Source organism: Rhodanobacter denitrificans, from assembly GCF_000230695.2.
Taxonomy (GTDB): Bacteria; Pseudomonadota; Gammaproteobacteria; order Xanthomonadales; family Rhodanobacteraceae; genus Rhodanobacter; species Rhodanobacter denitrificans.
The window spans coordinates 1,241,097-1,260,643 of the sequence record NC_020541.1 but is presented as its reverse complement, the minus strand read 5'-3'; the positions used below and the strand labels follow the sequence as shown (position 1 = coordinate 1,260,643).

Genomic DNA, 19,547 nt, shown 5'->3' with positions numbered 1-19,547 from the left:
GGCGGACTCCGTTGGACGTCAGGCGCGATGGTAGGGGTGGCCGGCCACGATCGTGGTGGCGCGATACAGCTGTTCGGCCAGCAGCAACCGCACCAGCATGTGCGGCAGGGTCAGCGGGCCCAGCGACCAGCGCTGGTCGGCGCGCGCCAGCACCTCGGGCGCATGGCCGTCCGGACCGCCGATCAGGAACGCCAGGTCGCGCCCGGCCATGCGCCAGCCCGCCAGTTGGGCGGCCAGTTCCTCGCTGGACCAGCTCTTGCCCCGGCCATCGAGCGCGACCACGTGGATGTCGTGCGGCAAGGCCGCGAGGATCGCGGCGCCCTCGTCCTGGATCGCCCGCGCATCGTCGCGGCCCTTGCCGCGGTTGCCGGGTTTCAGCTCGACCAGCTCCAGCGGCAATTCGTGCGACAGCCGCTTGCGGTATTCGGCAAAGCCTTCCGCCACCCAGCCGGGCATGCGTTCACCGACGGCGATCAGGCGCGCGCGCATGCCGTGGGTTCGACTCAGCTGGCTTGCGCAGCGTCGACTTCCTGCCCGTGGTCACCCACCGTCCACAGCCGCTCCAGGCCATAGAACTCGCGGATGCGCGGCAGCATCACGTGGACGATCACGTCGCCCAGATCGACCAGCACCCATTCGCCTTCCGTTTCGCCTTCCACGCCCAACGGCATCACGCCCGCCTTCTTGGCGAACTTGCCCACTTCGTCGGCGATGGATTTGACGTGGCGGGCCGAGGTGCCGGAGGCGATGACCAGCAGGTCGGCGATGGAGGTCTTGCCGCGGACGTCGATCTCGCGCACGTCCTTGGCCTTCAGTTCTTCGAGCGCGTCGATGACCGACTTGCGCAGGGTAGCCGTGGTGACGGCCTTGTTGCTACGGGCTGTGCTCAAGAGGGTGGGCCTCGATGCGGGATCGCAGCGCAAAATGGCGCGGTCGCAGTATAACCGCGCAACCGCAACGTCACGTCAAGGTGCCCACCGTCACGGACAGGCCCGCTCAGTGCGCCAGCGAGCGCCTGGCCAAGCGGTATTCGTGCATCAGTCGCGCCACCAGCTCGGCGGCCGGCTGCGGGCGCACCAGCGCGGCGGCCTGGCCGCACCATTCGGACAACAGGTCGCCGCGCCCGGCGGCGGCCGCCGCGCGCCGCAGCGGCGCGGTGAGCGCGTTCAGCACCGGATACGGCAAGCCCTGCGCCGCTTCGGGCATCGCCTCGACGAAGCGGTTGCGCAGGCCGCGGGCGGCGCGCCCGGAGAAGCCGCGGATGGTGGTGACCCGGTGTTCCTCGACCTGCGGCAGATCCTGCTTCCACGCCTCGGCGGCCGAGCACTCCGGGCAGGTGAGGAAGGCGGTGCCGAGCTGGCTGGCCGCCGCGCCGAGCACTTCCGCCGCCAGCATGCCGCGGCCGTCCATGATGCCGCCGGCGGCGATCACCGGGATGTCGATCGCGCGCACGGCCAGCGGCAGCAGCGCGAACAGGCCGATCATCGCGTCCTCCGCCTCGTGCAGGAAGGTGCCGCGATGGCCGCCAGCCTCGGCGCCCTGCATGCACACCGCGTCGGCGCCGGCGCCGGCCCAGGCGCGTGCCTCGGCCACCGTGGTGGCGGTGCCGATCACGCAGATGCCGCGCCTATGCAGCTCGCGCAACTGCGCCGGGGCGATCACCCCGAACGTAAAGATCGCTGCCGCCGGACGCGCCTCGCACAGCGCGGCGAACTGCTCGGAGAAAAGCGGCGCCCAGCGCGGCGGAACGCTGGTGCGCACGTCGAGGCCTTCGCGCACCATCAGCGCATCAAGCTGCTCGCACGCTTTCGCCACCGCCGCCATGCCGGCCTCGAATTCGTCCGGCAGCACGAACAGGCCGATCGCATACGGTTGCTCGCCGAGCGCGCGGATCTGCGCCGCCTGGTCGAGGATCGCCTGCGGCTCCAGGTAGCCGGCGCCGAGCGAGCCCAGCGCGCCGGCATTGGACACCGCCGCCACCAGCGCCGGCGGCGTCGAGCCGGACATCGGGGCCTGGATCAGCGGATGCTCGATGCCGAGCCGGCTGGCGAACGATGTATCCATGGCGTGGCGGCCCGTGGCGGAAACGGACACAGTATCCGCCACTGCCACGCGCAGCAGAAGCCGCCGGCAGCTCCGCCTGCCGGCGGCAGGCGCTCAGCCGCCGGACTTCATCGCCGCGCCCTTCATGGCGTCGCCCTGCATGGCGTCACCCTTCATCGCGTCACTCTTCATCGCGTCACCCTTCATCGCTTCGTGCTTCATCGCTTCGTGCTTCATCGCACCATGTTTCATGCCGTCATGCTTCATGGTCGTTTTCTGCATGGCGTCGTGCGCCATGGCGGTGCTGGAGCTGGCGGCCATCGCGTCCTGCGCGAGCGCGGACGCGGTGGCGAGGCCGCAGGCCATGGATACGGCAAGAAGAGTGGCAAGTCGTGCGTTCATCGGAAGATCCTCGGGAGAAAGAAAGGGGAACGGCCACGCCGCCCCCTCGCTTCCTTCGCCGCCCGCCGGCCGGCGGTTACCTCGCTCGGCTCAGCCGCCCTGCCCGGCCACGATATTCACCGTGATGGCGATGATGAACACGTTGAAGAAGAATGCGATCACGCTGTGCAGCAGCACCACGCGACGCAGGTACTTGCTGGTGATCTGCACGTCGGAGACCTGGAAGGTCATGCCGATGACGATCGAGAAATAGGCGAAATCCCAGTAGTCCGGCTCGGGCGTGTCGGGAAACTCCAGGCCGGCATGCTTCTCGCCGAAATCACCGTAGTAGCCGTGGGCGTAGTGCACCGCGAACATCACGTTGAGGAACAGCCAGCTGAGCACCACGCTCAGCACGCCGACGGCCAGCGCCGGCACGCCACCGCCCCGGGCCGCATGCAGTTCGTTGCCCAGCGCCGCCAGCACCACTGCCGAGAGCAGCACGCCGCCCCACAGCACGCCCCAGCGCCCGGTGTCCAGCGCCCGCGCCTGGATGCGCATGTGACTCGGCGAAGCCCGGCTGAACAGGCGCGCGAAGACGCCCAGGAACACCAGCGCGGCCAGGTCGAAACCCAGCAGCACTGCATTGGCCGGACGCACGCCGGCATGCAGCAGCAGCGCCAGCGCCACCAGGAAGATCAGCAGCGACAGCAGCGTCCACCGGCGGCCCTTCACGAAACGCCATGGCCGCCAGCCGCGCCGCTGCGGCGCGCGTTCGCCCGCGCGCCCTGATGATTCGTCCATGCTTGTCTCCGCGTCAGGGGCTCAGCCGAGCAGGTCGTGGTATTCCGGGTGCCGCTGCATCCACGCGGCAGCATACGAGCAGGCCGGCACCACCTTCCAGCCTTCGGCGCGCGCCGTCGCCAGCGCCTCCTGCACCAGCGCGGCGGCGATGCCGCGCCCACCCACCGCGGCCGGCACGCCGGTATGGGTGATCGTCATCACGCCGTCGGCCAGGGCGTACTCGAGCAGGCACGGCACGCCGTCCACGCGGGTCTCGAAACGACGGGCCATGCGATCGTGAAGGATGGCGAACGGCATGCGAACTCCTGGCCGGAACACAATCCCCACAGCATACGACCCGCGCGAGGCAAACGGGCGTGAAGCGATCGCGTTGCTTCATTCGCATCGGCTGCATGTGGCGCCGGGCATCGTGGGCGCCTGCCTGCCACCACCCACGGGAGAGTCCCATGAAACGATCCGCATCCGCGCACTGGTCCGGCGGCATCACGGACGGCCAGGGCACCATGTCGACCGATACCGGCGTGTTGCGAGAGTCGCCATTCGGGTTCAAATCGCGCTTCGAGGACGGCCCCGGCACCAATCCGGAGGAATTGATCGCGGCGGCCCACGCCGGCTGCTACTCGATGGCGCTGTCGCTGGGGCTGGGCAGCGCCGGCTTTACCGCCAACAGCATCGACACGACGGCGGTGGTGACCCTGCTCAAGGACGGCGACGGCTTCGCCATCACCGAGGTGGCGCTGACCTGCCGGGCCAGGGTGCCGCGCATCGACACGGCCACGTTCGACGGCATCGCACGGGCGACCAAGCTGGCCTGCCCGGTGTCCAAGCTGCTGAAGGCCACGATCACGCTGGACGCCCGGCTGGAAAGCTGACTCAGGCGGCGATCTCCTGCGCGGAAGGCCGGCTCGCGCCGGCTTCGACCCGCCGCCGCTGGCGCACCGCCTGCGCCAGCTGCTGCAGCACCCGCACCGAGCAGTCCCAGTCGATGCAACCGTCGGTGATGCTCTGGCCGTAGCGCAGCGGCTGGCCGGGCTGCAGGTCCTGGCGACCGCCGAGCAGGTGGCTTTCCACCATCACGCCGAGGATGCGCTGCTCGCCGGCGGCGATCCGCGCAGCGATGTCCTCGACCACCCGCGGCTGGTTCTCCGGGTTCTTGCCGCTGTTGGCGTGGCTGGCGTCGATCATCACCCGGGCGGCCAGGCCGGCCTTGCCGATCGCGGCGCAAGCCGCGTCGATACTGGCCGCATCGTAGTTCGGCGCCTTGCCGCCGCGCAGGATCACGTGGCAGTCGCCGTTGCCGCTGGTGGTGGCCACGGCGGCCTGGCCGTCCTTGGTCACCGCCATGAAATGGTGCGGCTGCGACGCGGCCTGCACCGCATCCACCGCGATCTTCACGTTGCCGTCGGTGCCATTCTTGAAACCGACCGGGCAGGACAGCCCCGAGGCCAGTTCGCGGTGCACCTGGCTCTCGGTGGTGCGCGCGCCGATCGCGCCCCATGCCACCAGGTCGGCGATGTACTGCGGCGTGATCATGTCGAGGAACTCGCAACCGGCCGGCACGCCCAGCGCATTGATGTCGCGCAGCAGGCCGCGAGCGAGGCGCAGGCCCTTGTCGATGCGGAAGCTGCCGTCGAGGTCGGGATCGTTGATCAGCCCTTTCCAGCCGACCGTGGTGCGCGGCTTCTCGAAGTACACCCGCATCACCAGCTCCAGCGCGTCGCCCAGCTCGTGGCGCAGCGGCGCCAGCCGCGTGGCGTATTCCAGCGCGGCGCGCGGGTCGTGGATCGAGCACGGGCCGATCACCACCGCGAGGCGGTCGTCGCGGCCGGCGAGGATGGCGTGCAGCGCCTGCCGCGAAGCCCCCACGGTGGCCCTCGCCGGCTCGGTGGCGGCGCAGTCGCGCATGATCTCGGCCGGCGTGCCGAGGCGGGTGATGGTGCGGATGCGCAGGTCGTCGGTGGCGTGCATGGCGGCTCTCCTGGAGGTTTTTCAGGTGGCGGCCATAAAAAAACCGCCCTGGGATGGCGGTTCGGTGTGGTTCTTTCGATCAGTTCAAAACGATCGCGTCCGCGCCGCCGCCGTTGGCTTCGGGTAGCCGTAAAACCAGAAAGAAAGGCGGGCGGTGGCGGAATGCATGTCGTCATTGATAACACAATGGACGTCCAAATCAAACTCCCCGCCGGCACGAGGCTAGACTGGCGGCATGCCTTCGCCGCTCGACCTGCTGACCCGACCTGCCCGCGAAGCGGTCCGCCGCTGGGTGCTCGGCGCCTTCCCTCGCGCCGACAGCGGCGGCCTCGACTACGACCATCCGCACGGCGATCCGGGCCTGTTCGGTCCGCACAGCGCGACCTGGCGCGTGCACGCGGATTTCCCCGGCATGCTGGCCGGCGGCCTCGCCGCGCTGACCCTGCAGACCCTGCATCCGCTGGCGCTGGCCGGGGTGTGGGACCACTCCAACTTCCGCGGCGACCTGCTCGGCCGGCTGCGCCGCACCACCGCCTTCGTCGGCGGCACCACCTACGCGCCGCGCGCGCAGGCCGAGGCGCTGATCGCGCACGTGCGGCAGATCCACGACCACATCGCCGGCCATGGCGAGGACGGGCACCCCTACAGCGCCAATGATCCCGAGCTGCTGACCTGGGTGCACGTCAGCGAGGCGTGCTGCTTCCTGCAGGGCTACCGCCGCTACAGCCACATCGCGCTGCCGCCCGGCGCGGTCGACCGCTACTACGACGAGGTGCGGCAGATCGCCGAGGCGCTGGGCGCGCGCGACGTGCCGGCCAGCGAACACGAGGTAGCGGAATACTTCCGGCGCATCCGGCCCGAGCTGGCCTTCACCGAACGCTCGCGCGTGGTGCTCGACCTGCTTTCGCAGGTGCGCCTGCCGGTGCCAGCCGCCGGACTGTCGCGCGACCTGTTCCTGTACGCCGGCCACGCGCTGTTGCCGGAGTGGGCGCTCGCGCGGCTGCGCCACACGCCCTGGCAGCGGCGCCAGGCGCGGCTGGCGGCGCACGCGCTGTGGTCGATCGCGCCGGTGTTCCATGCCGCGCTGAAGGACGGCATCGCCAGCCGCGCCTGCCGGCGCATGGACGTGCCGCCGGAGCAGCTGCGGCACTGGGCGCAGCTTCACGCCGTCCAGCGGCATTGACAGCGTCATCCCATCGGCTAACGTCGTGCGACAGCGTCAGTCGAGGACTTCCGTGGCGACACTCATTCCGACCCGCAACAGCTGCCTGCCGCGGATGACCGGCGGCGAGAAGCGCGTTTCCGAGCGGCTGGAACAGAAGCTGGAGGACGACTACCTGCTGTGGTACGACGTGCCGGTCGGGCTGAAACAGCGCCACCCGGATTTCGTGGTGTTCCACCCGCGCCGCGGCCTGCTGGTGCTGGAGGTGAAGGACTGGAAGGCCGACACCATCCGCCACGCCGACAGCACCCAGTTCACCCTGGTCACCGAGCGCGGCCTGGTGAAGGAGGCCAACCCGCTGCTGCAGGCACGCGCGTACGCGCTGGAGATCGGCGTGGTGCTGGAGCGGGACCCCGCGCTGCGCCACCCGGAAGGCTCGCGTTACGCCGGCAAGCTGATCATGCCGTGGGGCTGGGGCGTGGTGCTGGCCAACATCACCCGCAAGCAGTTCGACGAAGGCGGCCTGGGCGAGGTGCTGCCCGAGCACCTGGTGATCTGCCGCGACGAGCTGTACGAGACAGTCGACGCCGAGGTGTTCCAGCAGCGCCTGTGGGCGATGTTCCCGCAGGTGTATCCGGTGGCGCTGACCCTGCCGCAGATCGACCGCGTGCGCTGGCACCTGTTCCCGGAGTTGCGCGTGGAAGCCGGCAGCGGCCAGTTCGGCCTGTTCGGTCCTACCGATGCCGCGGTGCGGCCACTGGAGATCCCCGACCTGGTCAAGGTGATGGACACGCAACAGGAACAGCTGGCGCGCTCGATCGGCGGCGAGCACCGGATCATCCACGGCGTGGCCGGCTCCGGCAAGACGATGATCCTCGGCTTCCGCGCGATGCAGCTCGCGCGTGAGCTCTCCAAGCCGATCCTGGTGCTCTGCTACAACAAGACCCTGGCCGCGCGGCTGGAACAGTTGATCGGCGAGCGCGGCCTCAGCGAGAAGGTGCAGGTCTACAACTTCCACAAGTGGTGCCGCAAGATGCTGGTGGCCTACCACGAGCCGCTGCCGCCGGGCAGCGGCAAGGCCTTCGTCGAAGCGCTGCCGCCGGCGGTGATCGCCGGCGTGGACCGCGGCCGCATTCCGCGCGCCCAGTACGGCGCGGTGCTGGTCGACGAAGGCCACGACTTCGAGCCGGACTGGTACAAGCTGATCGTGCAGATGATCGACCCGGCCACCAACTCGCTGCTGGTGCTGTACGACGACGCGCAGAACATCTACGGCAACCCGAACCGGCGCAAGATCAGCTGGAAGAGCCTCGGCGTGCAGGCGCAGGGGCGCACCACCATCCTCAAGCTCAACTACCGCAACACGCTGGAAATCCTCTCGGTCGCGCGCACCTTCGCGCAGGACCTGCTCGCCTCGCGCAGCGACGAGGCCGACGGCGACGGCGTGCCGCTGGTCGCGCCGGAAAGCGCCGGCCGCCGCGGCGCGGTGCCCGAACTGGTGCGCACCGACACCGCCCGCGCGCAGATGGACGTGCTGATCGCGCGGCTGCGCGACGAGCACGCGCATGGCCGTCCGTATTCCGAGATGGCGGTGATCTACCGCAACCAGTGGGAAGGCGAAAAACTGCACGAGGTACTGCGCGACCTGGGCATCCCCAGCCGGCTCGCCGACAACACCGGCAAGCAGAGCCTGTTCGCGGTCGAGGACAGCATCAAGCTGGTCACCATGCACTCCAGCAAGGGGCTGGAATTCCCGTTCGTGATCATCCCCGGCATCGGCGGCCTGCCCAAGGAAGGCCAGAGCGAAGCCGACGAGGCGCGCCTGCTCTACGTCGCCATGACCCGCGCCACCGAACACCTGCTGCTGATCCACCACCTCGACTCGGTGTTCTCCCGGCGCATCCGCGATTCGATCAACGAGGTCACCGCGCAGCTGGCCGGCGGCTGAGCGCGGTTGCTACGCGGCCGGGTTCCGGTACGGCGCCAGCAGCGCCGGATCGTCGAACAACCCCGCCGGCAGCAGGTAGCGCGGGTCGCGGCCGGCGGCGAGCAGTTCGCGGATGCGGGTGGCGGAGATTTCCAGCGGGGTCACTGTCAGCTCGATCACCTTGCCGGCGGGCCACGCACGCAGCTCCGCGGCGTCGGCGATGCGCCGGCCGGCCACTTCGCGTTCCAGCGCATCCGGCAGGGCGGTGGCAACACCCGGTCGGCTCAGCACGCCGATGTGCGTCGCCGCGAACAGCTCGCGCCAGCGATGCCAGCTGGCGAGGCCGGCAAACGCGTCCGCGCCGAGCAGCAGCACCAGCGGGCGCTCGCCCTGCTCCGCGCGCAGCTCGTGCAAGGTGTCGATGGTGTACGACGGGCCCGGGCGATCCAGTTCGCGCGTGTCCAGCGTGAGCCGTGACTGGCCCTGCAGCGCGGCGCGCAGGATCGCCACCCGCTGCGCCGCGGTGGCGATCGGCGGTGCGCGGTGCGGCGGCACGCTGACCGGCAGCAGGCGCACCTCGGCGTCGAGCAGTTCGGCCGCTTCCCACGCCACGCTGAGGTGGCCCAGGTGCACCGGGTCGAAGGTGCCGCCGAAGATGGCGAGTGGCCTGGCAGATGTCTGCGGCAAGAGCCTTACCCCTCCCCAACCCGCCGCTGCAGGCAGGGGCGGGAGCAAGTCACGGCCCCTTGCTGCCCGACGGGGCGGTCAAATGTCATGCGAGCGCCCGGGCCGCGCGCGGCTCGGCGATGGCGGCGATCAGCCGTTCGGCTTCCTGCCACGGGTTGCCCTGCTCGCGGCCCTTGACCATGCGGTCGATGCGCGAGGCGCGGGCCAGGCACTGCAGCCAGTGCTCGCGCGGCGCGCGGCGCAGGGCCTGGCGGAACTGCTGCGCGCGACTGTCCCACAGGTGCTCGGCCTTGGCCTGCGCGGCGAAGTCCGCGGCATTGGCCAGGCGCAGCGCCAGCTGCAGTTGATTGACCAGCCAGCCCATCAGCGCCAGCAGTTCGTCGCCCTCGGAACGCAGCCCGGCGAGGATGCGCAGCGCGCGTGCGCCGTCGCCGGCAAGGGCCGCGTCGGTGAGCTTGAACACGTCGTAGCGGGCGCTGTCGGCGACCAGGTTCTCCATCTCGGCGGCGTCGACGCGGCCCTGCCCGTGCAGCACGGCGAGCTTGTCGACCTCTTGCGCGGCAGCGAGCAGGTTGCCTTCGACGCGTTCGGCCAGCAGCGCCACCGCATCGGGCGTGGCGGTGAGTCCGCGCGAGGCGAGCCGCGCGCCGATCCACACCCGCCACTGGTCCGGCCGCGGTGAACTGAACACCACCATCGCTCCGCTGGCGTCGAGCTTCCTGCTCCAGGCGCCGTCGTGCTTGCTGCTCCATTCCATCGCCGTGATCAGCAAGGTGACGTCCGGCGGCGGGTCGGCGCAGAACGCGCCGATCGCCTTGGCGCCGTCGATGCCGGGACGACCGCTGGGCAGGCGCAGGTCGAGCAGCCGGCGGCTGGCGAACAGCGACATGCCCGCCGCGGCGCGGGCCAGGTCGTTCCAGTCGAAATGCTGGCCGACTTCGAGCACTTCACGTTCGCTGTAGCCGAGCTTGCGCGCCTGCGCGCGCAAGGCATCGGCGGCTTCCAGCACCAGCAACTGCTCGCCGGCGAGCAGGTAGACCGGCTGCAGGCTGTCCGCCGCCAGCGCCTTCTGCCATTGGCCGGGGCTGAGCGGCATCAGTGCGTGCTGGCGGCGCCGGCCGGTGCGGCCAGCTCATGCTTGCCGGCGGCCTGCAGGCGGAACAGGATCGCCTGCACCATGTCGTCGTTGAGGCTGCGCTGGATCTCTTCCACCTGCGAGGCGTTGCCGACGGTGTCGCCGGCGTCGTAGCTGTACTCGCGCGACATGTCGATGCGCTGGTGCGGCACCAGCACCTGTCCGTCGGGGCCGAGCACGTCGAACTGCACCTGGTAGCGCACCGCATATTCGGTGACGCGCACGTAGCCGCCGGCACTCAGCGTCTCGGTGCTGAAGGCCGCCACCGGCACACGCAGCTCGGCGATGCCGGCGCCGCTGTCGTCCTCGACGGTGGCGCCGGAGGTCTGCAGCGCGCGGGCCAGGTGGCGCTCGAACTCGCCGCCGCCGCTCACTGCAAGGTGCACCCGCTGCATCTCGGATGGCAGGGTGGCGTTCTCGCGCAGATGGAAGCCGCAGCCGCCCAGTACGAGCGTGGCGGCCAGCAGCAGCGAGACCTGGAACAGGCGGTGCGCCTTCATGAAGCTCATGGGTTTCATCCTGCGACGATGTTGACGATCTTGCCGGGTACCACGATGACCTTGCGCACCGTCATGCCGGCCAGGAAGTGCGCCACCTGCGGTTGGGCCAGCGCCAGCGCCTCGGCTTCTTCCTTCGAAGCCTGCGCGGCCAGCTCGATGGTAGCGCGCAACTTGCCGTTGATCTGCACCGCCAGGGTGACCGTGTCGCGCACCAGCGCGGCCGGATCCACCGGCGGCCACGGCTGATCCTCCAGCACGCTCTCGGCATGGCCGAGCACCTGCCACAAGGCGTGGCTGACGTGCGGCACCACCGGATTGAGCAGCAGTACCATCGCCTCCAGTGCCTCGTGGCGCACCGCGCGGCCCTGCTCGCTCTGGTCGTTGAACTTGCCCAGCGCGTTCAAGAGTTCCATCAGCGCGGCGATCGCGGTGTTGAACGCGTGGCGCCGGCCGAAATCGTCGCTGACCTTCTGGATCGTCTCGTGCAGCTGGCGGCGCAGGGCCTTCTGGCCCGCATCCAGCGTGGCGGGATCGGTCGCCGCATGATCCGGCCCCGCCGCGTGCGTGGTCACTTCGCGCCACAGCCGCTTGAGGAAGCGCGCCATGCCTTCGACGCCGGCCTCGCTCCATTCCAGCGACTGCTCCGGCGGCGCGGCGAACATCGAGAACAGGCGCACCGTGTCGGCGCCGTACTTGTCCACCATGGTCTGCGGGTCGATGCCGTTGTTCTTCGACTTCGACATCTTCTCGGTGCCGCCGATGTGCACCGGCTGGCCGTCCGCCTTCAAGGTCGCACCGATCACGCGAGCCTTGTCGTCGCGCCGGATCTCGACCGCGGCCGGGTTGATCCACTCCTTCGAACCGTCGGCGTTGTCGCGATAGAACGTCTCGGCGATCACCATGCCCTGGCACAGCAGGTTCCGCGCCGGCTCGTCCGAATGCACCATGCCGGCGTCGCGCAGCAGCTTGTGATAGAAGCGGAAATACAGCAGGTGCATGATCGCGTGTTCGATGCCGCCGATGTACTGGTCGACCGGCAGCCAGTAGTTCGCGCGCTCGTCGATCTGCGCGTCCGCGCCGGGGCTGGTGTAGCGCGCGTAGTACCAGCTCGACTCCATGAAGGTGTCGAACGTGTCGGTTTCGCGCTCGGCCGCGCCGCCGCACTGCGGGCAGCTGGTCTTGCGCCACTCCGGATCGGCCTTGATCGGCGACTGCACGCCACTGAACGCCACGTCCTCGGGCAGCACCACCGGCAATTGATCCTCGGGCACCGGCACCGCGCCGCAGGCGGAGCAGTAGATCACCGGGATCGGACAACCCCAGTAGCGCTGGCGGCTGACGCCCCAGTCGCGCAGGCGCCAGTTCACGCGGCGCTGGCCCTTGCCCTCGGCCTCGAGTACGCCGGCGATGTGGTCGAACGCGGCGCGGTAATCCTTGCCGTCCATCGCACCGGAGTTCACCACGCGCATGTCCACGCGGGTCTTGTCCGAGTACCAGTCCTGCCAGACGGCCGGGTCGTAGCTTTCGTCGCCGGCGGCGATCACCTGCCTGATCGGCAGGCCGTACTTGTGCGCGAACGCGAAGTCGCGCTCGTCATGGCCGGGCACCGCCATCACCGCGCCGGTGCCGTAGCCCATCAGCACGAAGTTGGCGACCCACACCGGCAGCTTCTCGCCAGTGATCGGATGCACCGCGAACAGGCCGGTGGCCATGCCGCGCTTGTCCTGGGTTTCCAGCTCCGCCTCGGAGACGCCGCCGTGCTTCAGCTCGTCGAGGAACGCCGCCAGCGGCGGATTGCCCTGCGCCGCCTTGTGCGCCAGCGGATGCTCGCCGGCGATCGAGACGAAGGTGACGCCCATCAAGGTGTCGGGGCGGGTGGTGAACACGGTCAGCGGCGCGGCCTCGCCATCCACCGCGAAGTGGATCTCCAGGCCCTCGCTGCGGCCCAGCCAGTTGCGCTGCATGGTCTTCACCGCGTCGGGCCAGCCCGGCAGCGTGTCCAGCCCGTCCAGCAACTCGGGCGCGTAGTCGGTGATCTTCAGGAACCACTGCGGGATCTCGCGCTTCTCGACCACCGCGCCGGAGCGCCAACCGCGGCCGTCGACCACCTGCTCGTTGGCCAGCACGGTCTGGTCGACCGGGTCCCAGTTCACCACCGCGTTCTTGCGGTACGCCAGGCCCTGCTTCAGCAGGCGGGTGAACATCAGCTGTTCCCAGCGGTAGTACTCCGGCCGGCAGGTGGCGAACTCGCGGCTCCAGTCGATCGCGTAGCCCAGCGACTTCAGCTGGCTGCGCATGTGCTCGATGTTCGCGTAGGTCCACTTCGCCGGCGCGGTGGCGTTCTTGATCGCGGCGTTCTCCGCCGGCAGGCCGAACGCGTCCCAGCCCATCGGCTGCAGCACGTTCTTGCCGTTCATGCGCTGGTAGCGACTGATCACGTCGCCGATGGTGTAGTTGCGCACGTGGCCCATGTGCAGCGCGCCGGACGGGTACGGCAGCATCGACAGGCAGTAGAACTTCGGCCGCGAGGCATCCTCCTTCACCTCGTAGGCGCGCTGCGCGTTCCAGTAGCGCTGCGCGGCGGCTTCCACCGCCTGCGGGCGATAGGCAGCTTCATCCTGTTCGGGCGAGGTCGGGGCTTGAATGTCCTGCATGATTCCGTTGCCGTTGTGCGGTTGGTGCGAGCCGGCCCGAGCCGGCTGAGTGAACTGGTCAGACTAGCCCAGCGCAGCCCGGGCGCCAAGCTTGCGGCCTTCAGCCGGGCGGGCAGGCCGGCGCCTGGCCTTCGCCAAGCGCCCGCGCCGCGCTGGCGATCTGCGCCGCCAGCCGGGCGATCGCGCGCTGATGGCCCTGCACCAGGGCAGGATAACCCGGGCCCACCGCTTCATTGACGCGGCTGGTGCAAGCCAGCGTGGCGGGCCGGGTGCCGTGCAGCAGGCGCACGCTCCATGCGGCCTCGATCAACGCATAGCTGCCGGGCGCGGAGTCGAATCGGCGCACGTCCAGCTTGATCCGCAGCAGCGGCTTGTCGTTGCCGGGCAGGCCGCTGACGTCCGCGCTGTGCAGTTCGCGCGCCAGGTCGGCCGACAGCGCGCTGCGCACCTCGTCGCCGAGCGGGGCGATCCAGCGCTCGCTGCCGAGCAGGGCCACGCCCTGCCCGCCTTCGCGCACCACCAGCTGCGGCTGGTCGACCTGCGCCGGCACGCCGACCGGCAGCAGCTCGAACGGCAGCGACGGCGCGCTAGTCGTCGGCGCCACCAGGCCGCCGGCAGACTCGTCCGCCGGCGCAACGAGGCCGCCAGCCGGCTCGTCGGCCGGCGCAACCAGGGTGTAGTAGTGCAACGGCGCCGAGGCACAGGCCGCCAGTAGCACGCCGGCCGCCACGCCCAGCAGATGCCTTCCGCTACGAATCATGGTTTGCTCCCTTGCGTCGGCGGCATCGCCGCGGGCGTGGTGACGGGTTTCGCGTCGGCCGGTTTCGCATCCGCGCGGCGGCCGCGGATCAGCGCCTCCGGATGGCCGCCCAGGTAATCGGTCAGCACGCGCAGCGAGCGTGCCATGCGCTGCAGCTGTTCCAGCGTGGCGCCCAGGTTCTGCTGCAGCGGCGAGTCGCCGGCCAGCGCCTCGTTCGCCGTGGCCATGGTCCGCTGCACGCCGTGCAGGGTATCGCCGAGCGCCGGCAGCGTCTGGCCGTTGACCTGCTTCAGCGTGCGGTCGAGCCCGGCCAGGCTCCGGTCCAGGTTCTGCCCGATGCTGTCGAACGGCACCTTGGCGAGCTTGTCGACGATCCCGGCCATCTGCTCCTGCAGCTTGTCGAAGCTGCCCGGCACGGTCGGGATGGTCAGTGGTTTCGCGGCCGGGTCGAACGCCACCTTCGGCGTCTTCGGGATGAAATCCAGCGCCACGTACAACTGGCCGGTGAGCAGGTTGCCGGTGCGCGCCTGCGCGCGCAGGCCGTGCTCGACCAGGCGGCCGATCATCTGCGACAGGTCCGGATTCTCGCCGTGCGCCTTGGCCAGCGCCTCCAGCTTGTCGTAGGCGGCGCCGAGGCGCTGCGGATAGATCACCGCGCCGACCAGCACCGGGAAGCGCTGCTTCTGCTCGTCGTAGTCCAGCCGCACCGACACCACCTTGCCGATGTTGATGCCGAGGAACTCCACCGGTGCATCCATCGCCAGCCCGCGCACCGACTGCTCGAAGCGCATGCGGATGTAGTGCGGCGTGCCGTCCGGCGGCGCCATCGCGGTGGTCTGGTCGCCGAACAGGGTGTACGCGTTGTCCTCCGGCGCCGGCGTGCTGTCGTGCGGCCCGGGCGGGTCCTGGAACGCCACGCCGCCGGCCAGCACGGTGGCCAGCGACTGCGTGTTGAGCTTCAGCCCGTTCGCGCCGATCGACACGTCCACGCCGCTGGCATTCCAGAAGCGCGAGGAGCGGGTGACGAACTTGTCGTTCGGCCCGTCCACGAAGATCTGCAGCGAGACGCCCTTGCCGTCACTGTCCAGCTGATAGGACGCTACCCGGCCGACCTGGATGCGCCGGTAGTACACCGGCGAGCCGATGTCGAGCGAGCCGAGGTCGTCGCTGTGCAGGACGAAGCTGCGCCCCGGCGCGCCGTGGTTCACCGCCGGCGGCAGTTCCAGCCCCTTGAACTCGTCCTCGTAGTCGTTCGAATCGCCCACGTCGGCGCCGATGAAGGCGCCCGACAGCAGGGTGTCGATGCCGGATACGCCGCCCAGCCCGATCCGCGGGCGCACCACCCAGAAGCGGGTGTCGCGGGTGGCGAAGCCCTCGGCGCTCTTTTCCAGCGCCACGTTGACCAGCACGTGGCTGCGGTCGCCGCTCAAGTGGATCTTGTTGACCCGCCCGATCACCACGTTCTTGTACTTCACCGGGGTCTTGCCGGCGTCCAGGCCCTCGGCGCTCTGGAAGCTGATGGTGATCTGCGGTCCGGCCTGCAGCCAGTTGTTGATCACCAGCGACAGGCCGACCAGCGCCGCCAGCGCCGGCACCAGCCAGATCAGCGAGGCGTTGAAGCGACGCCGCTTCACCACCGGCCGCGGCAGCTCGCCGCCCGGCGGGGCCTGTTCGATGGGGTTGTCGTCAGTCATCGGTATCCTTGCCATCCCAGATCAGGCGGGGGTCGAAACTCATCGAGGCCAGCATGGTCAGCACCACGGTCAGGCCGAAGAAGATCACGCCCGGCAGCGGTTCCACCAGGCTCAGCACGCTGAAGCGCACCAGCGCGGTCAGCAGCGCCACCACGAACACATCCAGCATCGACCAGTAGCCGACCAGTTCGACCAGCCGATAGAGTCTTGCACGTTGCACGCGGGCCCAGCCGCTGCCGCGCTGGCTGCTCACCAGCAAGGTGCCCAGCGCGAGGAACTTCAGCACCGGCACCACGATGCTGGCGGTGAACACGATGATCGCCAGGTTCGGCGAACCCTTCACCCACAGCTCCACCACGCCGCTGATGATGGTGTTGTCGTCCACGTCGTTGAGGCTGGCGGTGCGCATGATCGGCAGCACGTTGGCCGGGATGTACAGGAGGAACGCGGCGATCAGCAGCGCCCAGGTGTGCGCGTAGCTGTGCGGCTTGCGCCGGCGCAACGTGCTGCCGCAGCGCGGGCAGGCCATCGCGTCGTCCACGCCGTCGCCGTCCAGCTGCGGGTCGCCGGGCACGTTGCGGCACACCTGCCCGCACACCGTGCAGGCGATCAGGCCCAGTTCGGCGGCGCGCGGCAGGGCGCTCACGCGGCGTGCTCCGGCACCTGGTCCCACAGCTGGCGCAGGTCCACCCCGGCGAAGATGGTGATCAGCAGGGTCAGCGCCGCGTAAGCGTAGATGCCCGGGTCCGGCGTCACGTCGAAATAGGTATGCGCCTTGACGATCGCCACCAGCGCGCCCAGCACGAACACCTCGCTCATCGTCCACGGCCCGAGCCGGTGCAGCGCCACCATCAGCGGCACGAAGCCCGGCGCGCGCCGCCCGGCCTTGCCGAACCACAGCAGCCAGCCCAGCAGCAACATCTTCAGCAGCGGAAAGAAGAACAGCGTGGCGGCCACCAGCACCGAGACCACCTTGGCCTCTTCGCGCCACATCGCGAGAATCACGCCCCACAGCGTGGTGCTGCTCTGCTGCCCGCTCAGGCCCAGCGTCACGATCGGCCACATGTTCGCCTGCACGAACACGATCATCGCGGTGAGGATCAGCGCCAGCATCGCGTTCACGCTCAACGCGTGGTGGCGCTCCAGCTCCGCCCCGCAGCGGGCGCAGGTCGCCACCTCGCCGCGGGCCAGCGGACGACGGCGGTAGACCGTGTCGCAGTGCTCGCAGACCAGCAGCGTTTCAGGTGAGCCCATGCCCATGCAACCGGTGCCTTGCTTCGGCGTGACGATCCGCAGATTCTCGCAAATCTATCGTGAACGCGCCGCTTGATATGCTGCCCGGCAACCCCGATCTGAACCGGCACCTGCCGAGCTGGAGTTTCCCGTGACCGATGCCGCCGCCGTTTCCCACGTCTTCGACGTGGACCAGCAGACCTTCGAAGCCGACGTGCTGCAGGCCTCGCTGACCACGCCGGTGCTGGTGGATTTCTGGGCGACCTGGTGCGAGCCGTGCAAGACGCTCGGCCCGATGCTGGAAAAACTCGCCGCCGAGTACCACGGCGCGTTCCGGCTGGGCAAGGTCGACGTGGACACGCAGCAGGAGCTGGCCGGCATGTTCGGCATCCGCAGCATCCCCACCGTGGTGCTGGTGAAGGACGGCCAGGTGCTCGACGGCTTCACCGGCGCGCTGCCCGAAGGCCAGCTACGCGAATTCCTGTCGCGCCACGTGCAGCCGCTGGAAGCACCGGCCGAACCCGCCGAAGCAGCCACCGTGCCGGAAACCGCCGAACAGGCGATCAACCGCCTGCAGCAGGCGATCGCCACCGAACCGAACCGGCCCGAGCTGAAACTCGATCTGGCGCTGGCGCTGATGCGCGCCGGCAACGTCGCCGCGGCCAAGGCCGAGCTGGCCGCGCTGCCGGCCAACCTGGCCACCGATGCCCGCGCCGTGCGCCTGCGCAGCGAGCTGGAGCTGGCCCACGCACTGAAAGACACGCCGGGCATCGCCGAACTGCAGCAGCGCGTGCAGGCCGACGCCAGCGACTGGGCCGCCCGCGACCAGCTCGGCGTGCATCTGCTGCTCGAAGGCGACGTCGAAGCCGGCCTGGAACAGTTCCTTGTCATCCTGCAGAAAGCCCGCGACTGGAACGACGGCCAGGCCAAGAAACGCCTGCTCGCTGCCTTCGCCACGCTCGACGACGCCGAGCTGGTCGGCCGCTACCGGCGGCGGATGGCCTCGCTGCTGTTCTGATCCCGCATCGCTCCCGCCTCAGGCTCGTCATTCCAGCGAAAGCTGGAATCCCGTGACGCTGCGTTTCCAATGACCTGAAGCCACTGGCTCCCGGCCTTCGCCGCGATTCATGCTGCATGGAGTTTTTCCGGGCCTCCATACTTCTACTGTGTCACTAAAGACGTTTGATGCTCGGATGCGCCATGCCGCAGCAAGGACATCGCGCCAACTGTCGTGCGATCAGGCGGGCGAGACGAAAGTGTACGGTCGCGATCGAGAGCGGTTGATGGCGCTGCATCGGCCCCAGCCCCACGCGGGCGGAAGCCTTCGGGTACGGCAGGCGCCTTGAATCGTGCACGGTTTTTTTTACTGCCACGCAAGCGCTCCAACGTCAGGAAGCCGTAGGCCGCGATACACAGGCTGGCGTGATGATGAAAGCCGCGCCAGTTGCGCCCCTCGTAGTGACCCAAGCCGAGTTCTTGCTTGAGTTCCAGGTAGTCCCGCTCGATGCGCCAACGGCCCTTGATGGTGCCGACAAGGGCCTTGAAGGTCGTCGCTTTCGGCAACGTCGACAACCAGTAGCGTAGCGGTTCGGCGTCGCCGCCAGGCCATTCGATGACCAGCCATTCGGGCGCGCGATCGCGGTCGTCGTGGGCGGCGACCACGCGTACGCGGGCGAAGCGGCCGGACAAGGGTTCGGCGGAGCCCTGCCGCCAGGTAATGGTGCGGTACGCCCGCGCCGGCAACGCCTGCGCCAGCGCACGCACACTGATCGGCCGGTGCGCCGCATCGCGGCATACCCGCACGCGGGGGCGTCCACCACCCGTCGCAGGCGGTGGTGGCGTGGCTGGTTGATGCTTGCCCCACCACACCGCCGTGAGCGGCCTGACGCCCAGCGCGTAGATCAGGTCTTGCGTGCTCAGCGCATCGCGAAGCGTGCTGTCATCGCCGTAGGCGGCATCGCCCAACACGACGCCTCGCGGCACGCCCGCCGCGACGGCGGCGCGGATCTGCGCCACCGCAATCTGGTTCTTGGTCAGAAAGCCGACTGATGCGGGCACCCCAACAGCGGCACATCGCTGCGGGTCGTCGGTCCATTCGGCCGGCAGGTATAGCTGATACGCCAACGGCAGGCTGTTGGAGTCCGTCGCCAGCGACAAGCTCACCGCCACCCGACAGTTGTCGGTCTTGCCGGTCTGCCCGCAGTACTGCCGGGCTACGCCCACCGAGTGCCTACCCTTCTTCGGAAAGCCGGTGTCATCAATGATCCAGAAGCACGGTGTGGTTCCGCCGTGCGTCAGCACGGGCAGCACCTGCTCGGCCACGGCGGCCAGCAAGGCATCGTCGTTCCATGCCGACGTCGACACCAGGTGATGCATCGACTGGTGGGTCGCCCGTACATCTTGCGGCCGCACCCGTGCCGCCATCGGCTCCACGCTCTTGCGGCCGCCAGGCAGCATCAAACCCTGCAGATACCAGCGCGTGGGCGCCACCCGATCCGCGTGCCCCATGGCGATGACCATCGCTTCGCCATACCGCTCAAAGCGGCCTTCCAGACCGATGCCCATGACCCACCTCCTCGCAGGTTGCTAGAAGATGCCG

The 19,547-nt window shown here is 69.4% G+C and carries 20 protein-coding genes; 4 read left to right on the top strand and 16 right to left on the bottom strand.

Annotated features, from left to right (window positions below; genetic code table 11):
* Positions 1 to 18 precede the first annotated feature (18 nt).
* From rlmH to R2APBS1_RS05590, 6 genes are all read right to left on the bottom strand, one after another.
* Positions 19 to 489, bottom strand: coding sequence for a 23S rRNA (pseudouridine(1915)-N(3))-methyltransferase RlmH (rlmH, locus tag R2APBS1_RS05615; protein WP_015447176.1), 471 nt, complete (start codon positions 487 to 489; stop codon positions 19 to 21).
* Positions 490 to 503: 14 nt separating this feature from the next.
* Positions 504 to 890 carry a ribosome silencing factor gene (gene rsfS, locus R2APBS1_RS05610; RefSeq protein ID WP_007510416.1) on the bottom strand — a complete coding sequence of 129 codons (387 nt, stop codon included), beginning with the start codon at positions 888 to 890 and terminating at the stop codon, positions 504 to 506.
* Between the two features lie 106 nt (positions 891 to 996).
* On the bottom strand, positions 997 to 2,064 hold the full coding sequence (locus tag R2APBS1_RS05605; RefSeq protein ID WP_015447175.1) for an NAD(P)H-dependent flavin oxidoreductase: 1,068 nt from the start codon (positions 2,062 to 2,064) through the stop codon (positions 997 to 999).
* Positions 2,065 to 2,157: 93 nt separating this feature from the next.
* Positions 2,158 to 2,445 (bottom strand): pentapeptide MXKDX repeat protein, encoded by a 288-nt coding sequence (locus tag R2APBS1_RS05600; RefSeq protein ID WP_015447174.1) that lies wholly within the window; start codon positions 2,443 to 2,445, stop codon positions 2,158 to 2,160.
* Positions 2,446 to 2,535: 90 nt separating this feature from the next.
* A complete protein-coding gene (locus tag R2APBS1_RS05595) occupies positions 2,536 to 3,228 on the bottom strand; it encodes a DUF1345 domain-containing protein (protein ID WP_007510409.1) in 693 nt (230 codons plus the stop codon).
* Positions 3,229 to 3,249: 21 nt separating this feature from the next.
* Positions 3,250 to 3,525: a GNAT family N-acetyltransferase gene (locus R2APBS1_RS05590; RefSeq protein ID WP_015447173.1), complete on the bottom strand. Its 276-nt coding sequence runs from the start codon at positions 3,523 to 3,525 to the stop codon at positions 3,250 to 3,252.
* Between the two features lie 149 nt (positions 3,526 to 3,674).
* Between R2APBS1_RS05590 and R2APBS1_RS05585 the strand changes: the two genes are divergently transcribed.
* Positions 3,675 to 4,100, top strand: coding sequence for an OsmC family protein (locus R2APBS1_RS05585; RefSeq protein ID WP_015447172.1), 426 nt, complete (start codon positions 3,675 to 3,677; stop codon positions 4,098 to 4,100).
* Position 4,101: 1 nt separating this feature from the next.
* On the opposite strand, the gene R2APBS1_RS05580 is transcribed toward R2APBS1_RS05585, so the two are convergent.
* Entirely contained in the window at positions 4,102 to 5,196 is a 1,095-nt protein-coding gene (locus R2APBS1_RS05580) for a 3-deoxy-7-phosphoheptulonate synthase (protein ID WP_015447171.1), read from the bottom strand.
* Between the two features lie 235 nt (positions 5,197 to 5,431).
* Here R2APBS1_RS05580 and R2APBS1_RS05575 point away from each other — a divergent pair, with 235 nt between their 5' ends.
* Together R2APBS1_RS05575 and R2APBS1_RS05570 are read left to right on the top strand one after the other, a co-directional pair.
* Positions 5,432 to 6,379: an oxygenase MpaB family protein gene (locus tag R2APBS1_RS05575; RefSeq protein ID WP_015447170.1), complete on the top strand. Its 948-nt coding sequence runs from the start codon at positions 5,432 to 5,434 to the stop codon at positions 6,377 to 6,379.
* 52 nt (positions 6,380 to 6,431) lie between these two features.
* A complete protein-coding gene (locus R2APBS1_RS05570; RefSeq protein ID WP_015447169.1) occupies positions 6,432 to 8,306 on the top strand; it encodes a 3'-5' exonuclease in 1,875 nt (624 codons plus the stop codon).
* Positions 8,307 to 8,315: 9 nt separating this feature from the next.
* On the opposite strand, the gene nadD is transcribed toward R2APBS1_RS05570, so the two are convergent.
* The 8 genes from nadD to R2APBS1_RS05530 form a co-directional block, all read right to left on the bottom strand.
* The gene (nadD, locus tag R2APBS1_RS05565; RefSeq protein ID WP_015447168.1) at positions 8,316 to 8,972 is read right to left on the bottom strand and encodes a nicotinate-nucleotide adenylyltransferase; all 657 of its coding nucleotides are present in this window, start codon (positions 8,970 to 8,972) and stop codon (positions 8,316 to 8,318) included.
* An 85-nt stretch (positions 8,973 to 9,057) separates the two neighbouring features.
* A complete protein-coding gene (gene holA / locus R2APBS1_RS05560; RefSeq protein ID WP_007510389.1) occupies positions 9,058 to 10,068 on the bottom strand; it encodes a DNA polymerase III subunit delta in 1,011 nt (336 codons plus the stop codon).
* The gene (locus tag R2APBS1_RS05555) at positions 10,068 to 10,616 is read right to left on the bottom strand and encodes an LPS-assembly lipoprotein LptE (RefSeq protein ID WP_015447167.1); all 549 of its coding nucleotides are present in this window, start codon (positions 10,614 to 10,616) and stop codon (positions 10,068 to 10,070) included. Before R2APBS1_RS05555 ends, holA begins: the two co-directional genes overlap by 1 nt.
* Before the next feature lie 5 nt (positions 10,617 to 10,621).
* The gene (leuS, locus tag R2APBS1_RS05550; protein WP_015447166.1) at positions 10,622 to 13,261 is read right to left on the bottom strand and encodes a leucine--tRNA ligase; all 2,640 of its coding nucleotides are present in this window, start codon (positions 13,259 to 13,261) and stop codon (positions 10,622 to 10,624) included.
* A gap of 100 nt (positions 13,262 to 13,361) precedes the next feature.
* Positions 13,362 to 14,021 (bottom strand): PqiC family protein, encoded by a 660-nt coding sequence (locus R2APBS1_RS05545; RefSeq protein ID WP_015447165.1) that lies wholly within the window; start codon positions 14,019 to 14,021, stop codon positions 13,362 to 13,364.
* Positions 14,018 to 15,715, bottom strand: coding sequence for a PqiB family protein (locus R2APBS1_RS05540; RefSeq protein ID WP_015447164.1), 1,698 nt, complete (start codon positions 15,713 to 15,715; stop codon positions 14,018 to 14,020). The genes R2APBS1_RS05545 and R2APBS1_RS05540 overlap by 4 nt, the downstream gene beginning before the upstream one ends.
* Positions 15,708 to 16,361: a paraquat-inducible protein A gene (locus tag R2APBS1_RS05535; RefSeq protein WP_015447163.1), complete on the bottom strand. Its 654-nt coding sequence runs from the start codon at positions 16,359 to 16,361 to the stop codon at positions 15,708 to 15,710. Before R2APBS1_RS05535 ends, R2APBS1_RS05540 begins: the two co-directional genes overlap by 8 nt.
* Complete coding sequence (locus R2APBS1_RS05530) at positions 16,358 to 16,975, bottom strand: paraquat-inducible protein A (protein WP_007510383.1); 618 nt, start codon at positions 16,973 to 16,975, stop codon at positions 16,358 to 16,360. Before R2APBS1_RS05530 ends, R2APBS1_RS05535 begins: the two co-directional genes overlap by 4 nt.
* A gap of 124 nt (positions 16,976 to 17,099) precedes the next feature.
* On the opposite strand from R2APBS1_RS05530, the gene trxA reads away from it, so the two are divergent.
* On the top strand, positions 17,100 to 17,966 hold the full coding sequence (gene trxA / locus R2APBS1_RS05525; RefSeq protein WP_007510382.1) for a thioredoxin: 867 nt from the start codon (positions 17,100 to 17,102) through the stop codon (positions 17,964 to 17,966).
* 143 nt (positions 17,967 to 18,109) lie between these two features.
* Here the strand turns inward: trxA and R2APBS1_RS05520 are convergent, their stop codons facing one another.
* Positions 18,110 to 19,513, bottom strand: a complete 1,404-nt coding sequence (locus tag R2APBS1_RS05520) for an IS701 family transposase (RefSeq protein WP_015447162.1) — start codon at positions 19,511 to 19,513, stop codon at positions 18,110 to 18,112.
* Between the last annotated feature and the right edge of the window lie 34 nt (positions 19,514 to 19,547).